This window comes from Acidobacterium sp. S8, from assembly GCF_009765985.1.
Taxonomy (GTDB): Bacteria; Acidobacteriota; Terriglobia; order Terriglobales; family Acidobacteriaceae; genus Alloacidobacterium.
The window spans coordinates 1-15,552 of record NZ_LMUM01000021.1 but is presented as its reverse complement, the minus strand read 5'-3'; the positions used below and the strand labels follow the sequence as shown (position 1 = coordinate 15,552).

Sequence of the window (15,552 nt, the reverse complement as noted above, 5' to 3'; positions counted from 1 at the left end):
CGTTCGCTACACTATGGCTTCACCAGTAGAACGAGAGAGGCCAACGATGCCTAGAGTCATAAATGACAAAGACAAGGGTAAAGCTGCCATTCTTCCGCTTGCGAAAACAACCAGGATCGGAATCGTTCTCTATTCAGGCGCGAAGCTTGCAGCCGTACTCGGTCTCACCGATCTCTTCATGGTCGCGAATGGCTTCAGCGCGGAACAAGGCGGCGAATATCCAGGAGAATTGCAGATCAGCCATTGGGGGGCGAATAAAGAGACAGCCCAGCTTGAGTGTGTCTTCGAGACACATCCTGAAAAGCAATCCCAGCCGGATTGTCTGATCTTTCCTCCCACGCTCGAGATTGATTTGCCGACAACAGCAACGAACAATCTGTTGGAGTGGGCGAGAGTTCAGCATGCTTCCGGAACTCTCCTCTGCTCTGTATGCGGCGGCGCCTTTCTGCTCGCTCACATGGGACTGTTAAACGGCAGATCGGCGACCACGCATTGGAGCTATTCAGAACTTTTGGCGACCCGTTTTCCGGAGATATGCGTCGATACCGACGAGTTAATCATCGATCTTGGAGATGTTGTCACGGCCGGCGGAGTCATGGCGTGGCTCGATCTGGGACTAAAGCTGGTAGATCGCTATCTCGGTCCCGTCGTGATGATGAGAACTGCGCAATTTTTTCTCATCGATCCGGCAGGCCGCCAGCAGCGCTTCTATGCGAACTTTTCTCCGCCGCTGCATCATGGAGATGCAGCCATCCTGAAGGTTCAGCTCTGGCTGCAGACGCTTCCTGCTGAATCGATCACCATCGATACGATGGCGGCCAAGGCAAAGCTTGGCCAAAGAACCTTTCTACGCCGATTTCAAAAGGCCACCGGCCTCACGCCCACCGACTATGTGCAGCATTTGAAGGTGCAGAAAGCACGTGAGCTTCTGGAGTTCACCACCCTGTCTATCAAAGAAATCTCATGGAAGGTTGGATACGAAGACAGCGGATTCTTTCGCAAGACCTTCCAGAAGATTATCGGTCTTCCGCCGCTGGATTATCGCCGCCGCTTCGGCACCGGCGACAGAGTTGCCAATCAGCAGATTTCACCCAGGCCAAAGAACCTTAGCTGGGCCGCGGATTGAATTGGGAGCAGAGCGCAAAAGTCTTTTCTAAGTGTTCCATGAAGACGCGAACCTTCGTGGATAGCCGTCGGCTGGCAGGCCGAACCGCAAGGATGGGTACGGTCCGCTCAAACGGAGTCAGAAGACGAAGAACAGTACCTTCTCTTAGTTCTGCTGCAAAGAGCCACGCTGGCGCCTGCGCAATTCCCAAATGTTCAAGAACGCCTATCCGCATCTGTTCGATATCGCTGGTTCGAAAAACTCCGGTGGGAATAACGCGTTTTGCATCCGGTCCGGAGCCGAAGCTCCACGGCTTTACCGAACCCCGCTCGACAAAAACGACCGACCGAAAACGGCTGAGCTCGTCCGGCGATTCCGGCGCGCCGTTTCGCGTGAGGTATTGAGGCGTGGCGACGAGAATGATCATCGTCTGAGCAAATCTTCGCGCAACCAGGGAGGAGTCTGGAAGATCCCCCGAATGGATAGCGAGATCGAATCCGTCTTCAATGATCGTTGTCGGACTTTCCGAAGCAGCCATCTCCACCGCCATGTCAGGATAAGCCGCAAAGAATGCAGGAAGCTTTGACACCATATGGAGGCGGGCAAACGTGGGAGGAACGGTCATACGAATCAGACCCTTCGGAGCCGACTGCCCGCGACCGATGCGTGAAGTCGCATTCTCAAAGTCATCGAGAATGCGCAGAGCAGAGTCGTAAAAGTCTCGACCGGCCTCAGTCATTGCAATCGAACGCGAAGTGCGATGAATAAGCTCGGTGCCCAGTTCATCTTCAAGGGCGGAAATCTGTTTACTGACAGCGGGTTGCCCAATGCCACGCTCCTTCGCGACTGCAGAGAAACTCCCTTTTTCAATGACTCGCACGAACATCTGCATCGCATCGAATTTGTCCACGCTGTCTCCTTATTCCTCTATGGATGGATTTTATGCGGGGAATAGAAATATCTCCGCCCAAAGCTGTAAAGCCAGAAACCAGAATGAATTTTCACATTCAGGTTATATATTCCTATTGGGAATAGCTGGTATTCCTCAAAGTGCCAAATCTGGTTGCAAGAATGACACATCAGATAGCAGTCCAACAGGTCTGAGCAGCAGGGCAGTCGGTTGAATCAGTGAATGATTTCATTTCACAGAAAATTGAGGGAAATTTATATGTCTAACTTATCTGAAAAAGTGGCACTTGTTACCGGCGGTTCGCGCGGCATTGGCGCAGCCATTGCTAAACGCCTGGCTGCGGATGGAGCCAGTGTGGCCATCACCTACGCGAAAGACGCCACCGCGGCTTCCGCCGTCGTTAAAGCGATTGAAGCCGATGGCGGAAAGGCCATCGCCATCCAGGCTGATGCCGCCGACACCGAAGCGGTCAAGGGCGCGGTCGAAAAAGCTGTCGCGGCTCTCGGCAAACTCGACGTCCTCGTAAACAATGCCGGCACCGCTATTCCCAAGCCCTTCGAGGAAACCTCTTTCGAAGAGATGGATCGCATGATCGACATCAACTTCCGCGGCATCCTGGTCACAACCCAGACAGCTCTCAAGCATATGAGCGACGGCGGCCGAATTATCAATATCGGTTCGTGCGTAGGCGAGCGTCTCCTTACGCCCGGGCTGGTAGCGTATGCAGCCACCAAGGGAGCCGTAAAGATGTTTACACAGGGCCTCTCCCGCGAGGTCGGCGGCCGTGGCATCACAGTCAACAACGTTCAGCCAGGTCCGATCGACACGGACTTGAATCCCGCCGCGGGCGATTGGGCAACACCTCAAAAGGCCGCCACAGCGCTCAACCGCTATGGCCATGTGGATGAGGTCGCCGCACTAGTAGCATTCGTCGCCGGCCCCGAGTCCGCGTACATCACCGGCGCGAACCTTACCGTGGACGGTGGAACCAACGCCTGATTCACGCCCACATCGCTCGCAACCTGAACACAGGGCGATGGTCATCAAGCTAGCTGGCGCCGGGGCATCTATCCTTCTAACCGGCGCCGGGCCTGCTGGAAAATTCCAGTGCTCTGGAATGAGCCCACGCGAAGCCACATGACTGATGCAGGTCCGCTAACAGCGGCAGGATAAGATTGGTCCATGCCGGCTCTTGAAATACAGACCGCTGAAGTTACGCTGCGTGGTTCGGTTTTAGTGTTATTGCAATATGACGTCTGCGAGGCCATTCGCCTTGATCTTCTGCGCGAGCTCATTCGTGCACGAATGGTCGAGTCGCCGACTCCGAAGCGTCCCGCTCCCGGCTATGTCCGTTTCCAAAGACCGCCTGTAGTCGAATCAGTGGAGACATTGGTATTAGAAAGTGGCGAACAGCTTCAGGGCGAAATCAAATACTACGATTACGGAGTACTGAGCTTAGTCTTTGAACTGAATTTTACCGGTGACTGGAATAAACTAACCAGTCTCGCAAGCCGGTGGGTGTGGGACGTTGACTTCGCCGCGCGTGCCACCGAGATTGTGCGGCGCAGGCTGGAGCGCGCCGCGCCCGCACTGCTGAAGCCCTACAAGGAATGGCTGAGCGAGGACTATCTGATTTTCCATGTCAGAGAAATTACCGGCGCTCTCTCGGTGCCCGACCTGATTCAGCGACATGGATCGCGCATTGCGCAGGTAGTTCGCGGAGATACGGGCATCCTCGCTGAGAGCGAGTGCAGCGAAGTCCTCCAGTCTCGAATCTCCTACTACGCAAATGATCTGGCGGTCATCGGCTGGAATGCCGCATTCATTTATGACAGCAGCTCTGGAGCTGAGACGGCCATCCAGTTGCTGGAGTACGCTAACTCGCAACTCCTCGAATTTCGACACTATGACGATTTGCTGACGGAAGAGCTGGAACGCGTTTACACGCTTCTCGATGAAGGGACCGGCATCTTCGCGCGATGGCGGCTTGCCCGGTCTGCGACCCGCCTCCATACAGTGCTCCTTGACGTAGCCGAGTTGACCGAGCATGCCGATAACGCCATCAAGTTTCTCAGCGATATGTTTTCGGCCCGCCTCTATAAGCTCGCAGCGCTGAAGGTAGGCGTACCTGACTACAAAGACCTTGTATCCCAAAAGGTGCGCACGGCAGAGGAGCTCTACCGCTTCATGGTGGATCAATTCAACCAGAGCCGGGCATTCTTTCTCGAAATGACGGTCGTTATTATTCTGATCATCGAACTGGTGTTTCTATTTCACGGCAAACCGTTTTGATAGCCAGCGAAAAAAATCAGAAGCTCTGCAATAGGAAATCTCTTGTACCCGCCAGCACTTTCTCTCGCATCGCGGGCTCGGGCAGTATGCGCGCAATTTCAACTGCCCCGATCATCGTCGAAAAGATCGCAAAGAAAGCGCGCTCTTTGTCCGTACTTCGCCGGCCCGGCATAAAGGGAAGCATTCGATCCTTGTAGTTCACAAGCTCGGCAAGGATCTGTCCCTTCATCCCCTTGTCGACTCGCGCCAGCTCGGGACCAAGTGCTGTCAGCGGGCAGCCGCGCTCAGCGTGATCGCAGTATTCCAGGCTTAGATAGGTCTTCACAATCGCCTTCCACGGCTCTTCAGATCGCGACTGTTCGGCCGCATGCGCCAGGTTGTCAGCAATCTCCCGGAAAGCCTCACGCAAAGACTCCAGGAGCAGCTCGTCCTTGCTTTCGAAATGCTTGTAAAAGCCTCCGTGCGTCAGGCCGGTGTCGCGCATAACCGCTGCCACCCCTGCGCCGTTCAAACCCTCGGTGCGTACGCGCCGCGAGGCGTCTTTCACAATCTTCTGATGGACTTCCGCTTTGTGTTCAGGTCGGTAACGCATAACTCCTTGTAGGATGCTCGAGATCATCCCACGATGCAACCAGTCTGGCGGCTGAAAGAAAGTTCGAATCCATAGGATGATTAACATCATCCTATGTGGGGAAAGGAGAATTCCAATGTCTCACCCGATTCTGATCACAGGCGCAGCCGGCGGTCGGCAGGGATCCACCGGACGCCTCGTCGCCGGCCTCCTGCTCAAGCAGGGCATTTCCGTTCGTGCCTTCGTCCATACACTCGATGCCCGCTCCGACGAGCTCCGCCAGCAAGGCGCGGAGATCATCGAGGGCGATCTGCTCAATCCCGCATCGGTCCAGGCGGCAATGAAAGATGTGAAGCGCGCTTACTTCACCTACCCGGTCGCCGACGGGCTGCTTGAGGCAGCCACCATCTTCGCTGCAACGGCTCGCGATGCAGGCTTGGAACTGGTGGTGAACAATTCGCAGTTCCAGGGCACGCCCGATGATCCTGCGTTCCGTGATCTTCAACGCGCACCCTCATTCCGAAACTTGCAGCATCGACTAGTCGACCGAATCTTCGACTGGGCGCAGGTCGGCGCCGTTCATCTTCAGACCCCTCCTTATTACGAAAACGTACGCGCTCTAGTCAGCCAGAGCGTAGCCGAGCAAAATGCCGCCTTCCTGCCGTGGGGCGACGACACGACCGTCATTCCGCTTGCCGGTGCGGATGACGTATCCCGCGTAGCCGCAACTCTTCTGGCCGACTCCGCCGCACCGTCGCAAAATGTATACCCTCTGATAAGCGAAACTCCAACCGTGCGGGAAATCGTCGAATCTCTGGAGCGGGCAATTGGGCAGAAGATTCGATATGTTGCCATCACCGACGAACAGTGGGCTGATGCGGTCAGGGAGCGGCTCAATCCTCACGCCCTCGATCATCTAAGCCATCTTTGGCAGCACTTTCGAAAAGGCATGCAACACTATCGCGCTACCGATACGATTCGTGCGGTGACTGGGCGAGATCCACAAACGCTCGAAGAGTTCTTCCTCGCGAACGCCAAATCTATCGCCAACAAAAACTGAGCCTATGGGATGATGTATATAATCTCATCCTGGCAGGAGGGTCCAAGTGTCGCCGCAAATCATCTTCCAACTGCATCTCGTTTTAGGCTATGTCGCGTGGCTGCTTTGTTTCAGCGTGTACATCTTGCCGAAGCTCAAATCGATGGACCGGATCGCAGCGCACCGCGCCATCGCCACTCTGCATAGCTTCCGCTTCTTCGGCCTCGTCTTTATCCTGCCCGGCGTCGTCGGGCCCAATCTTCCCGCCAGCTTCACCACCTTCTCTGCTTATGGCGACCTTGCAACCGGATTGCTGGCCATGCTGGCGCTTTTCACGGTAAGGATACGTCCGCTCTTCTGGCTCTTCGTCGTCGCCTTCAATCTTGTGGGACTGGTAGATATCCTCGTTGATTACTACCACGCCGTTCAGGCAGGCCTTCCTGCGGTGGCCGGCCAGTTGGGAGCCGCATATGTCATCCCCGTCATCTACGTGCCTCTGCTCGTGATCACGCATTTCGTCGCCCTTTACTGGCTTGTGCGTCCTCAGCCTAAGATGGTTCCGGCGCTAGCGAGCAAGGCGGCCGCAGTATAGTTCGAACCATCCACACACATCCGCAATCGTTCCCGGAGAACCGTCATGACCGATACCATCACCAGGGTGCGCGAGCACTATAGCCCCACGGATCTCACCAGCCGCATCAGGTCGGCGCTCGCGGCAATCGCGCCTGAAAGTCAGACGCTGACCGTCGATCAACTCGCTCCGTTTGATCAGTTCCATACGCGAGGCATCCTCGCCACCGCCGAGCTGGCGGTTGCTGCAGGGCTCGAGCCATCGACCCGCGTGCTCGACCTGGGCTGTGGCATCGGCGGCCCGGCGCGTTATCTCGCCAAATTCGGCTGTAAAGTGACAGGCGTCGACCTGAGCCCCGGCTTCATCAACGCGGCCAATTACCTCACAGCGCGCTGCGAAATGTCCGATCGCGTCAACTTCCAGGTCGGCGACGCTCTGCATCTGCCTTTCGACGACGCGGCCTTCGATACGGTCTTCCTGCAGCACGTGGCCATGAACATCGAGGACCGCGCCGCCCTCTATGTCGAGGTGCATCGAATCCTGACGCCGGGTGGCCAATTTGTCACCCACGACGTCGTGCTTCGCGATGGCGATGTCGCTTACCCCGTCCCTTGGGCACGCGACGTCTCTACCAGCTTCCTGCGCAGCGAGAGCGCCACACGCACCGCGCTGGAGCAAGCCGGGTTCAATACGACCTTCTGGCGCGACGACACCCAGATCGCGATCGACTGGTTCAAGATGATGATGGCCGGCTCGCCGCCAGGCGGACCGAACCTTGGCGTAGTGATGGGCCCGGATTTCCCGGCCATAATCGGCACCCTGGCCCGGAATCTCCGCGAGAATCGCCTCGGCGTGCTTTCCGCCGTCCTGGCCCGCAGCTGAAGAAAAGACTTCTTCTTCAGTTGTGACCACCAAGTTCGGGAGGAATATACCCGAAGAGTCTGAGTCGCTCGCTTTCACGGTCCAGCGATCGTTCTCTCCCACGCAGCAAATCCTTCAGCGACAATTCGCCACATGCTTGCCCAGTCGCTCGGTCCAGGACCGGCATTGTTTCTACGCCCTCTGTAGCCATGATCTCTGCCGCGCCTCGCGTTGTTGAATCAGCGTAAGCGAAAACACTTGGGCGAGGAATCGTCGAAGCTCCCGCTGCGAGCGGCGACATAACCTCTCTTACGAGGACAAGTTCGAGCGGATCGACACCATATTCGCGAGTCAGATGATAGCCTCGCCGGCTGAGCTTTTCAGTCAGAATAGACCGGGGCATAATGAGAGCCGCGACAAGATAAGACGCAACGCAGGCCACCGCTAAAGGCAGCAAGGCTGGCAGACAGTGCGTAACTTCTAAGCTGAATAGAATGGCAGTGAGCGGCACGCCAAGCGAACCCGCGAGCATGGACCCCATGCCGATCAAAGCCCAGAATGCCTGAGTCTCGAACGGTGCGTGAGCCAGATGCCCCGCCAGCGCGCCCACTGCTCCACCAATCATGAGCAGCGGTGCAAGCACACCTCCGGAGGTGCCTGATCCCAAAGAAAAAGCCCACATCAGCGACTTCGCGATCAGAATTCCGACGATTAGCCCCATGGGTGCGCTCCCGCGAAGCAACTCTGCGATGTTGTCGTACCCGACTCCGAGGCCGCGCGGGAAGAAGAGGCCTCCTACTCCAATACCTATGCCGCCAATCGCGGGCCACCACATCCAGTGGAGATGTAAATGCTCGAAGAGATCTTCAAATGCATACATCATGCGGCTCATTCCTGCAGAAATGAGACCCAGGAGAGCGCCCAAGAAGAGAGCTCCAATCGCAAACGAGACATGCGAAATGTCCGCCAGGAGTGGCATCTGAAAGAGGGGCCCGGCGCCAAGCCAATGAACGCGGAGAAGCGCCGCTGTGGCACTGGCAATCGCTACGGGAACAAGGCTCCGGGGCCGCCATTCAAAGAGCAGGAGTTCGACCGCCAGGAAAATCGCAGCCACCGGCGTAGCAAACGTTGCCGACATACCCGCCGCAGCTCCGGCGACCAGAAGTGTGGTTCTTTCTGCATCAGTCACCTGCATCCATTGACCGATGAGCGATCCGACGGCTCCCCCTGTCATGATGATGGGGCCTTCTGCGCCGAAAGGTCCGCCTGAACCAATTGCAATCGCTGCCGAGACTGGTTTCAGAACGGCGATCTTCGGATCGACCTTGGCTCGGTGAAGGAGAATCGCTTCGATTGCTTCCGGTATTCCGTGACCGCGTATTTTGTCTGAACCAAACCGCGCCATCAGGCCAACGATCAATCCTCCCACAACGGGAACCACAACCATCCAATGCCCTAAAGGGCTTCCCGACGGAGAAACAGCAGCCATGCTCAGGCGATGGTAGTAAAAGAAGTTTGTCGAAAACGCGATGCAGCGCAGAAGTAATACGGCCAGGATAGCCGCGCATATACCAATGCCAATGGAGACGCTGGAAAGTAACCAGACCCGTCTATCGACCGTAAAATCCCTGAGAATCGATGGTTCTGACTGCAAGAGTGCCTTCTTTCATCCGCGCGGTCATGGGCTGCTTCCGCTTATGGTTTCGATTTGCTTATCCGTGTGAGTGCCTGAATCAGGCTCGGTGCCAACTCGCGCAACTGCTGAGAATGAACGTCAGAAAGCTGACGAAGAGCGCGGTGGCCCTGGGCTGTTAGCTCTAACACTACGCACCGGCGATCGTTCGGATCATGAGTTCTGCGCACGAGTCCCGCCAACTCACACCGTTTGCTAAGTTCCACAACGGTATGGTGCCGCAAACTCATTACATCGGCTATGTGGCTGATCGTAACCAGGGTGTCGTCTGGAGCGCCTGCAATCTGCAATAGAAGCTGGTGCTGTTGTGGCTGCAGGCCAGCAGCAGCGGCGGCTCGCTCGCTGAATTGCAGGAAACGCCGAATCTCATGACGGAATTTCGCCAGAAGTTGAATGTCATCGTGTTCGGTAGTCATAGACAGGCGGCTTGTTCTGTGTATATCGTAACACGATACGATGTTTGCGTGGAATGGAAGGCCTCCATTGTGAGCAGACCCAGGGCCTTCCATCCAACCACCATTGCGTCAAAGAGGGGCTCGATGAACATCTACTTGTACTTGCTAGCTTTTTGTTCAATTCCGCTCATTGGGATGATTGGCGCATTCGTGATTGTGGCCAGGGATAAGAGGATTCGCGATCATCATCACCATTCTGATTTTTCGAGATAGCGACTCACAGTGTCCCCCGACTGTCCATGGCTCAGCCACTGTTTACACATAAGTCCGAGAGCGACAATGGAGCGACGATGAGAACGGAATTGCTGCGATTCAACGGTACCGTCGAACGCGATCCCGCCATCGATGCATGGATGAAAGAGCATAGCGGTGAATTGGGGGCCATCGCGCACAAGTGGTTTGAGGTGATGCGAAAATGCGGCGACGAAGTCCGGGAGACCTTGCATGACGGCTGTCCAGTCGCATGTCTGGGCGATGCGCCCTTCGGCTACGTGAACGTATTCACTTCGCACGTAAACGTCGGGTTCTTTCAAGGCGCAGCGCTGCCCGATCCCGCCCGCCTGTTACAAGGCACCGGCAAGTTCATGCGCCATGTGAAGCTCAGACCGGGAACAGCCACAGACGCCGCATCTCTTCGCAGACTCATCGAGATGGCGTATTCGGATATAAAGGCGCGCGTAGAAAACGGCTAGCTCAAAGAAACGCCTGAGAAGTCGACGGCGATGTGGATCGGAAATGTCGGCTTGTGTTAAGCGATCGGGGTTGCCGACAAGAATCGCGTTTTCCGGGAAGTTCGAGCGTAGCCAGGCTTTGCTACACAAGTGCGTTTCTCGGATAGCCGGTGATCCACCTGCAATGCCGACTTCGCGACGGCACTCACATCGCTGCTGGACTTTACTCGGCTGGCATCCAGGTCTTGTCGGGGTTGTATTCCGAGATGGCCTCCGCCACTTTGGCCGTGTCCTGGCCAAGGTCCTTTTGAAACGCCCTGCCATCCTGGTTGATGATGAAGGTCATCACGCCCGAGGTCCGGTATACGGCGGGATAGGCCATGAACGCGACCCCGCGGGTCATAACCCCATTCACCTTGTAGTCGCGCGCGCCGCCCCTCGCGGCCGGTCCCTGGCGGGTAAGAGGGCGAAAGATGTAGCCATGGAACGGCGCGCCCGCCTTCCGGGTATAGCCTTCGTCCGATGCCTCTGCAAGAAGCGGCCCGATGGGACTAGGCGGCTCGTTGTCGGCGGTCTTCCAGTAGAGCCCGTCGTGCTTCCCTTCGGTGCTGAACACCTTGCTGGCGTACTGCTTCACCTTTTCGTCATCGTGCGTGGTGGAGGCATACTCTTTCTGAGCATCGATCAACGTTTGAAGGACCTTGATGGCGCCGTTCTCGTTATTGCCGATGCGCCGGTAGAGAATCTCCTGGATTCCGCCTTCCGTGTCGAAATGCCACGCCCCAGAGGCGTTCTTCACCAGCGAGATCGGCATGGGCCAGTTGTCGGCTCCGATATAAAGGGTGGCAGTCTGGTCTGGCTCGATGACGACGCGATGCATCTGGTCATAGTGAGACACGAAGTTCGACAACAGATTCTTGTCCGCTACCTCATCGCCGGTGTGTAAGACCTTGTCCGCATTCGAACCGAAGATCGCATTCAGGCTGCCGGAGTCATCGGACTTGGCCGCCACGTAAAGCGCCAGCGCCGCATCTCCGGGAGAAGAGAAAGTCTTCTCACTCGTCGACTGCGCACGAGAACCGGTAGGATCAAGCAGACAGAGCAGGACCAGGATTGCCAGATACGGCACCACTGCCCCCGGGTGATCGGGCGATGGCCTTTCGTGAAGTTGCAGCGTGCGCTTCATTGAGATCCTCCTGACTCTTGGGTTGTGGATACGGCCTGGACTCAAGCCGGTACTGCGGGCTTGAGAGAGGCCAGAGCTGGCGCGTCCTGCCGATCGCCACCGAGGTGCGTCGAGCGCAGGAACTCACCGAACCCCGACTCCGCGTCACCTTGGAGGACGGCTGCCCCCCTTTGGTGCTCCTCCACTGCGGTTGCCGCCGCCACCGCCGCTTCGATTTTGGGGCTTGGCTGTGTTGCCACCGCTACGGTTGCCGCCGCCACCACCGCTTCGATTTTGAGGCTGGGCTGTGTTGCCACCGCGGTTGCCGCCTCCGTTCACGCTCTGCTTGCCCCGCGCGCTGTCGTTGCGGGCGTTGCCGCCCTGCTGGTAATTTCCCATCGCGTTGTTACTGGCTCCGCGGTTTGGCTGATTGCCGTAGCCCCGCTGCTCCGGGCGCTGGTTACCGGGGCTTTGGTTCCGGTTGCCGACGCCCTGATTACGATCGCCAACGCCTTGGTTCCGGTTGCCGACGCCCTGATTACGGTCCCCAACTCCTTGGTTCCGATTGCCGACACCCTGATTACGATTGCCAACGCCTTGATTACGATTGCCAACACCTTGATTACGATCGCCGACCCCCTGGTTACGGTCTCCAACGCCTTGGTTGCGCCTCTGATCGAACTGCGGAGTGTTGCCCCGGTTCAGGTCGTTGCGATTGACGTTGTTCGCGTTGATATTGTTCCGATTGACATTGTTCCGATTCACGTTGTTGTAATTGGCGTTGCTGCGATTGACGAAGGTGTTGGAGTTGGAGACGTACACATTGTTGTTGTAGTTCACACTGGAGTTATTCCAGCCGGTGTTCCAGGAGTTATAGCCCCATCCGCAGCAATTGTTGTTGTTGTTGCTGATTGCCGCGCCTACCAGCATGCCGACTCCGAAGGAGACCAGGCCGGTGGTTACCATGGCTCCGGTCGAGTAGCCGGGGTAAGCCGCCACCGGCTCGCCGTACACTGCGGTGGGATTGTAGCTGGGCACATAGACAACGTCGGGCTGCGATGGCTCGATCACGATGGTCTGCGGCGGAGACTGCACCACCGTCACCTGCTGCTCCTCGCCTGAGGACGCAGCAACGGGCTCCGTTCCCGCAGGCTGATTCTCGACCTGAACGTTCTGCTGTGGAGTTGTTTTCAGATTGCCAGCCTGGTAGGCCTTCTGGCGCATCACCTGCACGGCGTTCATCACGTTTTGGGGCGCGTTGAAATACGCATCGCCCAGGGACGAGGTCCACGACAGGTTCGTGGCCATCTGTTGCAATACGTCAGAGAACTGGGTCAGCCCTTTGACGCTGGCGTCCCATGGCTGCTGGTCCACCGCCTGCATCAGCTGCTCGCCTTTGAGCCCCCCGTTCTGCTGCATCCACTGCCAGGACGCGGTGATCTGGTCCGGGAAAGTCGAGCTCGCAAGCACTATGGCAACCAGGTTGTCTGGGAACAGAGCAATCGGAGCCACGAGCTGGTAGAGCTGATCAGGCGTAGGCATGGCATAGGTGGTGGCGGGCGCCTGGGCCTGCTGCCCCGCTGATTCCTTCTTTTTGCAGCCGTCGAGCCCCATCGAACTGACTACAAGAGTGACGGAAAGCGTACCGGAGATGACTTGCTGGAAGTTAGGCATCAAAGTTGCCCCGAAACAGAACCTACTCCCAATAGGAGCCGCCTGAAATCTGTCAATGTTGCCAGTAGTATCAATTTTCGACGCTGATCCCCGATTTAGGACAGGCGCTGCTGGCGGACGCAGCGAAGCTACCATCGCTGGACGACGGGCTGTAGGGTAAATGTGACGTGACCCCGCTCAAAGCCGGCCTTCTACGATTGGTCCTGAGATGTCGTCTGAGCGTCAGTGACCTCCAATTTGCTACCATGCCAGCCATGAACAAAGTTGCTCCATTCCTCTGGTTCAATGACAACGCCGAAGAAGCCGCCGAGTTTTACCTGAGCGTCTTTCCCCACGCGCGCAAGCTCGATGAGGTACGTTCCAAAGGCGTCGGTCCGTGGCCCGTGGGCAAGATCGCCACGATCACGATCGAGCTTGAGGGCCAGGATATGGTCTTCCTCAACGGCGGCCCCTCGCAGGTGCTCAACCCCGCCTTCTCGTTCTTCGTCCGCTGCGACTCCCAGGAAGAAATCGACAGCTACTGGGACAAGTTAATAGAGGGCGGCAAACCCATGGCCTGCGGCTGGCTGACCGACCGCTTCGGCCTATGCTGGCAGATCGTGCCACGCAATATCGGCGAGTTGATCAGTCACCCCAAAGCCATGGAAGCCATGATGGGGATGATCAAGATGGACCTGCCCGCACTGGAAGCCGCCGCCCGCGAGAGCTAAGACTCCTGACAGAACGATCTTGGAAACCGGTAGGCTACGCCGCCGCACCAGGTCGTCCGAACCAGGTGGTGAGTGCATCGGCGAGCCCCGACCCAGTCAGGTCTCCCACCCAGGCCACATATCCGTCAGGCCGAACCAGCACAGCCGTCGGAGCAGTAATCACCCCGATCGCCGGAAGCTCCCACGGGCCAGCATACGCAGCGTCGACCAGTTGAACCCGATCCGCCCACGGAGCAATGTCGAAGCCGCCGGGCTCACCAAAGTTGAGCAGCACCGGCCGGGCCCTATGCAACAGAGTAAAGACCCGCATCGGCCCCTCCGCAGTGATCAGGTCAAGATCGGGCATACGGCGACCGAGCAGCGGGTGTCCCTCGCCAAGGTCGTAATGAACGCCAAGACCGGATATCTCCGCCGCCCATCGTTGGCGGGGCTCATCCATCTTGAGAAGCTCGGAAACAACCTTCCACGCGGCCTTGGAGCGATCATCCTGGCGGAGAAGGGCGGTCTGCGCCAGCGTGTTCTCGAGCACCCGCGCGGCGACCGGGTGGCGCTCGGCCTGATAGCTGTCCAACAGGCTTTCGGGCGACGTCCCCTTCACCACCTGGGCCAGCTTCCATCCCAAGTTCACAGCATCCTGAACGCCGAGATTGAGACCTTGCCCACCCGCCGGGTAATGTATGTGTGCGGCGTCGCCAGCCAACAGGACCCGTCCCTTGCGATAGCTTTCCGCCTGACGCGCCGCGTCCGTGAACCGTGTGATCCAGACCGGGCTGTGGATCCCGTAGTCCGTTCCATAAAGCGCGATGAGCGCCTCGCTTAAATCGCGCAGAGTGGGCTCAGTCGTGTTCCCGACATGCTCTTCGGTCACCATGACCCGCACCGGCCCTCCATCCAGATAAACGATCTTGCCGTCGCGGATCTCATAGTTCACCTTGCCAAAGCCATGAATACCAAGAGCAGTGTTGCGCATTCCCCATTGCGGCTCTTCAGCCACCTCGACCTCGGCGAGGATGTGGCTGACCGTCGCATCCCAGCCGGGGAATGCGATGCCAGCTGCTTTACGCACCACGCTGCGCCCGCCGTCGCAACCGACGAGATACTGAGCCCGCAGCGACTGGCCGTCAGACAACGCGACCCCGACACCGGTATTGTCCTGCGTGAAGCCCGTCACCTCGCACCCGCGATAGACCGGTATCGCCAGCTCTTCGACCCACCCAGCCAGGATGCGTTCGAAGTGCTTCTGCCAGAGCGCCAGCCCGTAGTTGTGCCGGGCCGGAAAATCGCTGATGTCCAGCGGGACGTGAGCGAACCCCGCGTTCTGCATCCTCTGTCCCTCTGCGAGGAAGCGATCGGCAATTCCACGCTGATCGAGAACCTCGATGGTGCGGGTGTGTATGCCGCCAGCGCGCGAGCCGACCAGCTCCGCGCTCTCTCGCCGCTCGACAATGGCGGCATCGACACCCGCCAGCGTCAATTCGCCCGCCAGCATCATCCCCGTGGGACCTCCTCTAGCAATCACTACCGCGTGCTCAGTCATGGAATGTCTCCCGTTTCCGTAAGGTTCTCGCTTCGGCCATCAGTCTGGCCGGCTCGAACGACTCTACGGCACGGCCCGGGGCTTGCCGCAAGCCCCCCGGTGCGCTATATCTTAGAAGTGGGGGGAGGAAATATTTCCCCTTGCGATTTTCCGCTTTACTTCTCACCTCTTAGCAGCCAGCTCGAACATCGTCGAAACCTTCATCTGATCGATATCGCGTTCTTCGGACCCGAAGAAGATTTCCCTAAGCAGAGGTCCTCTTGATGAATCAGAATTTCGCCGCAATTGTTCTCGGTGG

General features: G+C 57.6%; 15 protein-coding genes. 8 read left to right on the top strand and 7 right to left on the bottom strand.

Going from position 1 to position 15,552, the window contains the following annotated elements; all coding sequences use genetic code 11:
- Positions 1 to 46 precede the first annotated feature (46 nt).
- The gene (locus GSQ86_RS07125; RefSeq protein WP_158749274.1) at positions 47 to 1,126 is read left to right on the top strand and encodes a GlxA family transcriptional regulator; all 1,080 of its coding nucleotides are present in this window, start codon (positions 47 to 49) and stop codon (positions 1,124 to 1,126) included.
- Here GSQ86_RS07125 and GSQ86_RS07120 read toward each other — a convergent pair.
- Positions 1,107 to 2,015 (bottom strand): LysR family transcriptional regulator, encoded by a 909-nt coding sequence (locus GSQ86_RS07120; RefSeq protein WP_158749273.1) that lies wholly within the window; start codon positions 2,013 to 2,015, stop codon positions 1,107 to 1,109. The genes GSQ86_RS07125 and GSQ86_RS07120 overlap by 20 nt on opposite strands.
- Positions 2,016 to 2,273: 258 nt before the next feature.
- Between GSQ86_RS07120 and GSQ86_RS07115 the strand changes: the two genes are divergently transcribed.
- A complete protein-coding gene (locus GSQ86_RS07115) occupies positions 2,274 to 3,014 on the top strand; it encodes an SDR family NAD(P)-dependent oxidoreductase (protein ID WP_158749272.1) in 741 nt (246 codons plus the stop codon).
- A 183-nt stretch (positions 3,015 to 3,197) separates the two neighbouring features.
- Positions 3,198 to 4,307, top strand: coding sequence for a hypothetical protein (locus tag GSQ86_RS07110; RefSeq protein ID WP_158749271.1), 1,110 nt, complete (start codon positions 3,198 to 3,200; stop codon positions 4,305 to 4,307).
- 16 nt (positions 4,308 to 4,323) lie between these two features.
- Here GSQ86_RS07110 and GSQ86_RS07105 read toward each other — a convergent pair whose 3' ends face one another.
- Entirely contained in the window at positions 4,324 to 4,899 is a 576-nt protein-coding gene (locus GSQ86_RS07105; RefSeq protein WP_158749270.1) for a TetR/AcrR family transcriptional regulator, read from the bottom strand.
- A 115-nt stretch (positions 4,900 to 5,014) separates the two neighbouring features.
- On the opposite strand from GSQ86_RS07105, the gene GSQ86_RS07100 reads away from it, so the two are divergent.
- The 3 genes from GSQ86_RS07100 to GSQ86_RS07090 are packed head-to-tail and all read left to right on the top strand — an operon-like array spanning position 5,015 to position 7,370.
- Positions 5,015 to 5,938 carry an NmrA family NAD(P)-binding protein gene (locus tag GSQ86_RS07100; protein ID WP_158749269.1) on the top strand — a complete coding sequence of 308 codons (924 nt, stop codon included), beginning with the start codon at positions 5,015 to 5,017 and terminating at the stop codon, positions 5,936 to 5,938.
- 46 nt (positions 5,939 to 5,984) lie between these two features.
- Positions 5,985 to 6,509 (top strand): hypothetical protein, encoded by a 525-nt coding sequence (locus tag GSQ86_RS07095; protein WP_158749268.1) that lies wholly within the window; start codon positions 5,985 to 5,987, stop codon positions 6,507 to 6,509.
- A 45-nt stretch (positions 6,510 to 6,554) separates the two neighbouring features.
- Positions 6,555 to 7,370 carry a class I SAM-dependent methyltransferase gene (locus tag GSQ86_RS07090; RefSeq protein ID WP_158749267.1) on the top strand — a complete coding sequence of 272 codons (816 nt, stop codon included), beginning with the start codon at positions 6,555 to 6,557 and terminating at the stop codon, positions 7,368 to 7,370.
- A 16-nt stretch (positions 7,371 to 7,386) separates the two neighbouring features.
- Here the strand turns inward: GSQ86_RS07090 and GSQ86_RS07085 are convergent, their stop codons facing one another.
- The gene (locus tag GSQ86_RS07085) at positions 7,387 to 9,003 is read right to left on the bottom strand and encodes a chloride channel protein (protein WP_158749266.1); all 1,617 of its coding nucleotides are present in this window, start codon (positions 9,001 to 9,003) and stop codon (positions 7,387 to 7,389) included.
- Positions 9,004 to 9,044: 41 nt separating this feature from the next.
- On the bottom strand, positions 9,045 to 9,458 hold the full coding sequence (locus GSQ86_RS07080) for a MarR family transcriptional regulator (RefSeq protein WP_158749265.1): 414 nt from the start codon (positions 9,456 to 9,458) through the stop codon (positions 9,045 to 9,047).
- A 329-nt stretch (positions 9,459 to 9,787) separates the two neighbouring features.
- Here GSQ86_RS07080 and GSQ86_RS07075 point away from each other — a divergent pair, with 329 nt between their 5' ends.
- Positions 9,788 to 10,189: a DUF1801 domain-containing protein gene (locus GSQ86_RS07075; protein ID WP_158749264.1), complete on the top strand. Its 402-nt coding sequence runs from the start codon at positions 9,788 to 9,790 to the stop codon at positions 10,187 to 10,189.
- 202 nt (positions 10,190 to 10,391) lie between these two features.
- Here the strand turns inward: GSQ86_RS07075 and GSQ86_RS07070 are convergent, their stop codons facing one another.
- Positions 10,392 to 11,354 (bottom strand): DUF2950 domain-containing protein, encoded by a 963-nt coding sequence (locus tag GSQ86_RS07070; RefSeq protein ID WP_158749263.1) that lies wholly within the window; start codon positions 11,352 to 11,354, stop codon positions 10,392 to 10,394.
- Positions 11,355 to 11,498: 144 nt separating this feature from the next.
- Positions 11,499 to 13,007 carry a DUF3300 domain-containing protein gene (locus GSQ86_RS07065; RefSeq protein WP_158749262.1) on the bottom strand — a complete coding sequence of 503 codons (1,509 nt, stop codon included), beginning with the start codon at positions 13,005 to 13,007 and terminating at the stop codon, positions 11,499 to 11,501.
- Positions 13,008 to 13,261: 254 nt separating this feature from the next.
- On the opposite strand from GSQ86_RS07065, the gene GSQ86_RS07060 reads away from it, so the two are divergent.
- Complete coding sequence (locus tag GSQ86_RS07060; protein ID WP_158749261.1) at positions 13,262 to 13,717, top strand: VOC family protein; 456 nt, start codon at positions 13,262 to 13,264, stop codon at positions 13,715 to 13,717.
- A gap of 34 nt (positions 13,718 to 13,751) precedes the next feature.
- Here GSQ86_RS07060 and GSQ86_RS07055 read toward each other — a convergent pair whose 3' ends face one another.
- The gene (locus GSQ86_RS07055) at positions 13,752 to 15,254 is read right to left on the bottom strand and encodes an FAD-dependent monooxygenase (protein WP_158749260.1); all 1,503 of its coding nucleotides are present in this window, start codon (positions 15,252 to 15,254) and stop codon (positions 13,752 to 13,754) included.
- Between the last annotated feature and the right edge of the window lie 298 nt (positions 15,255 to 15,552).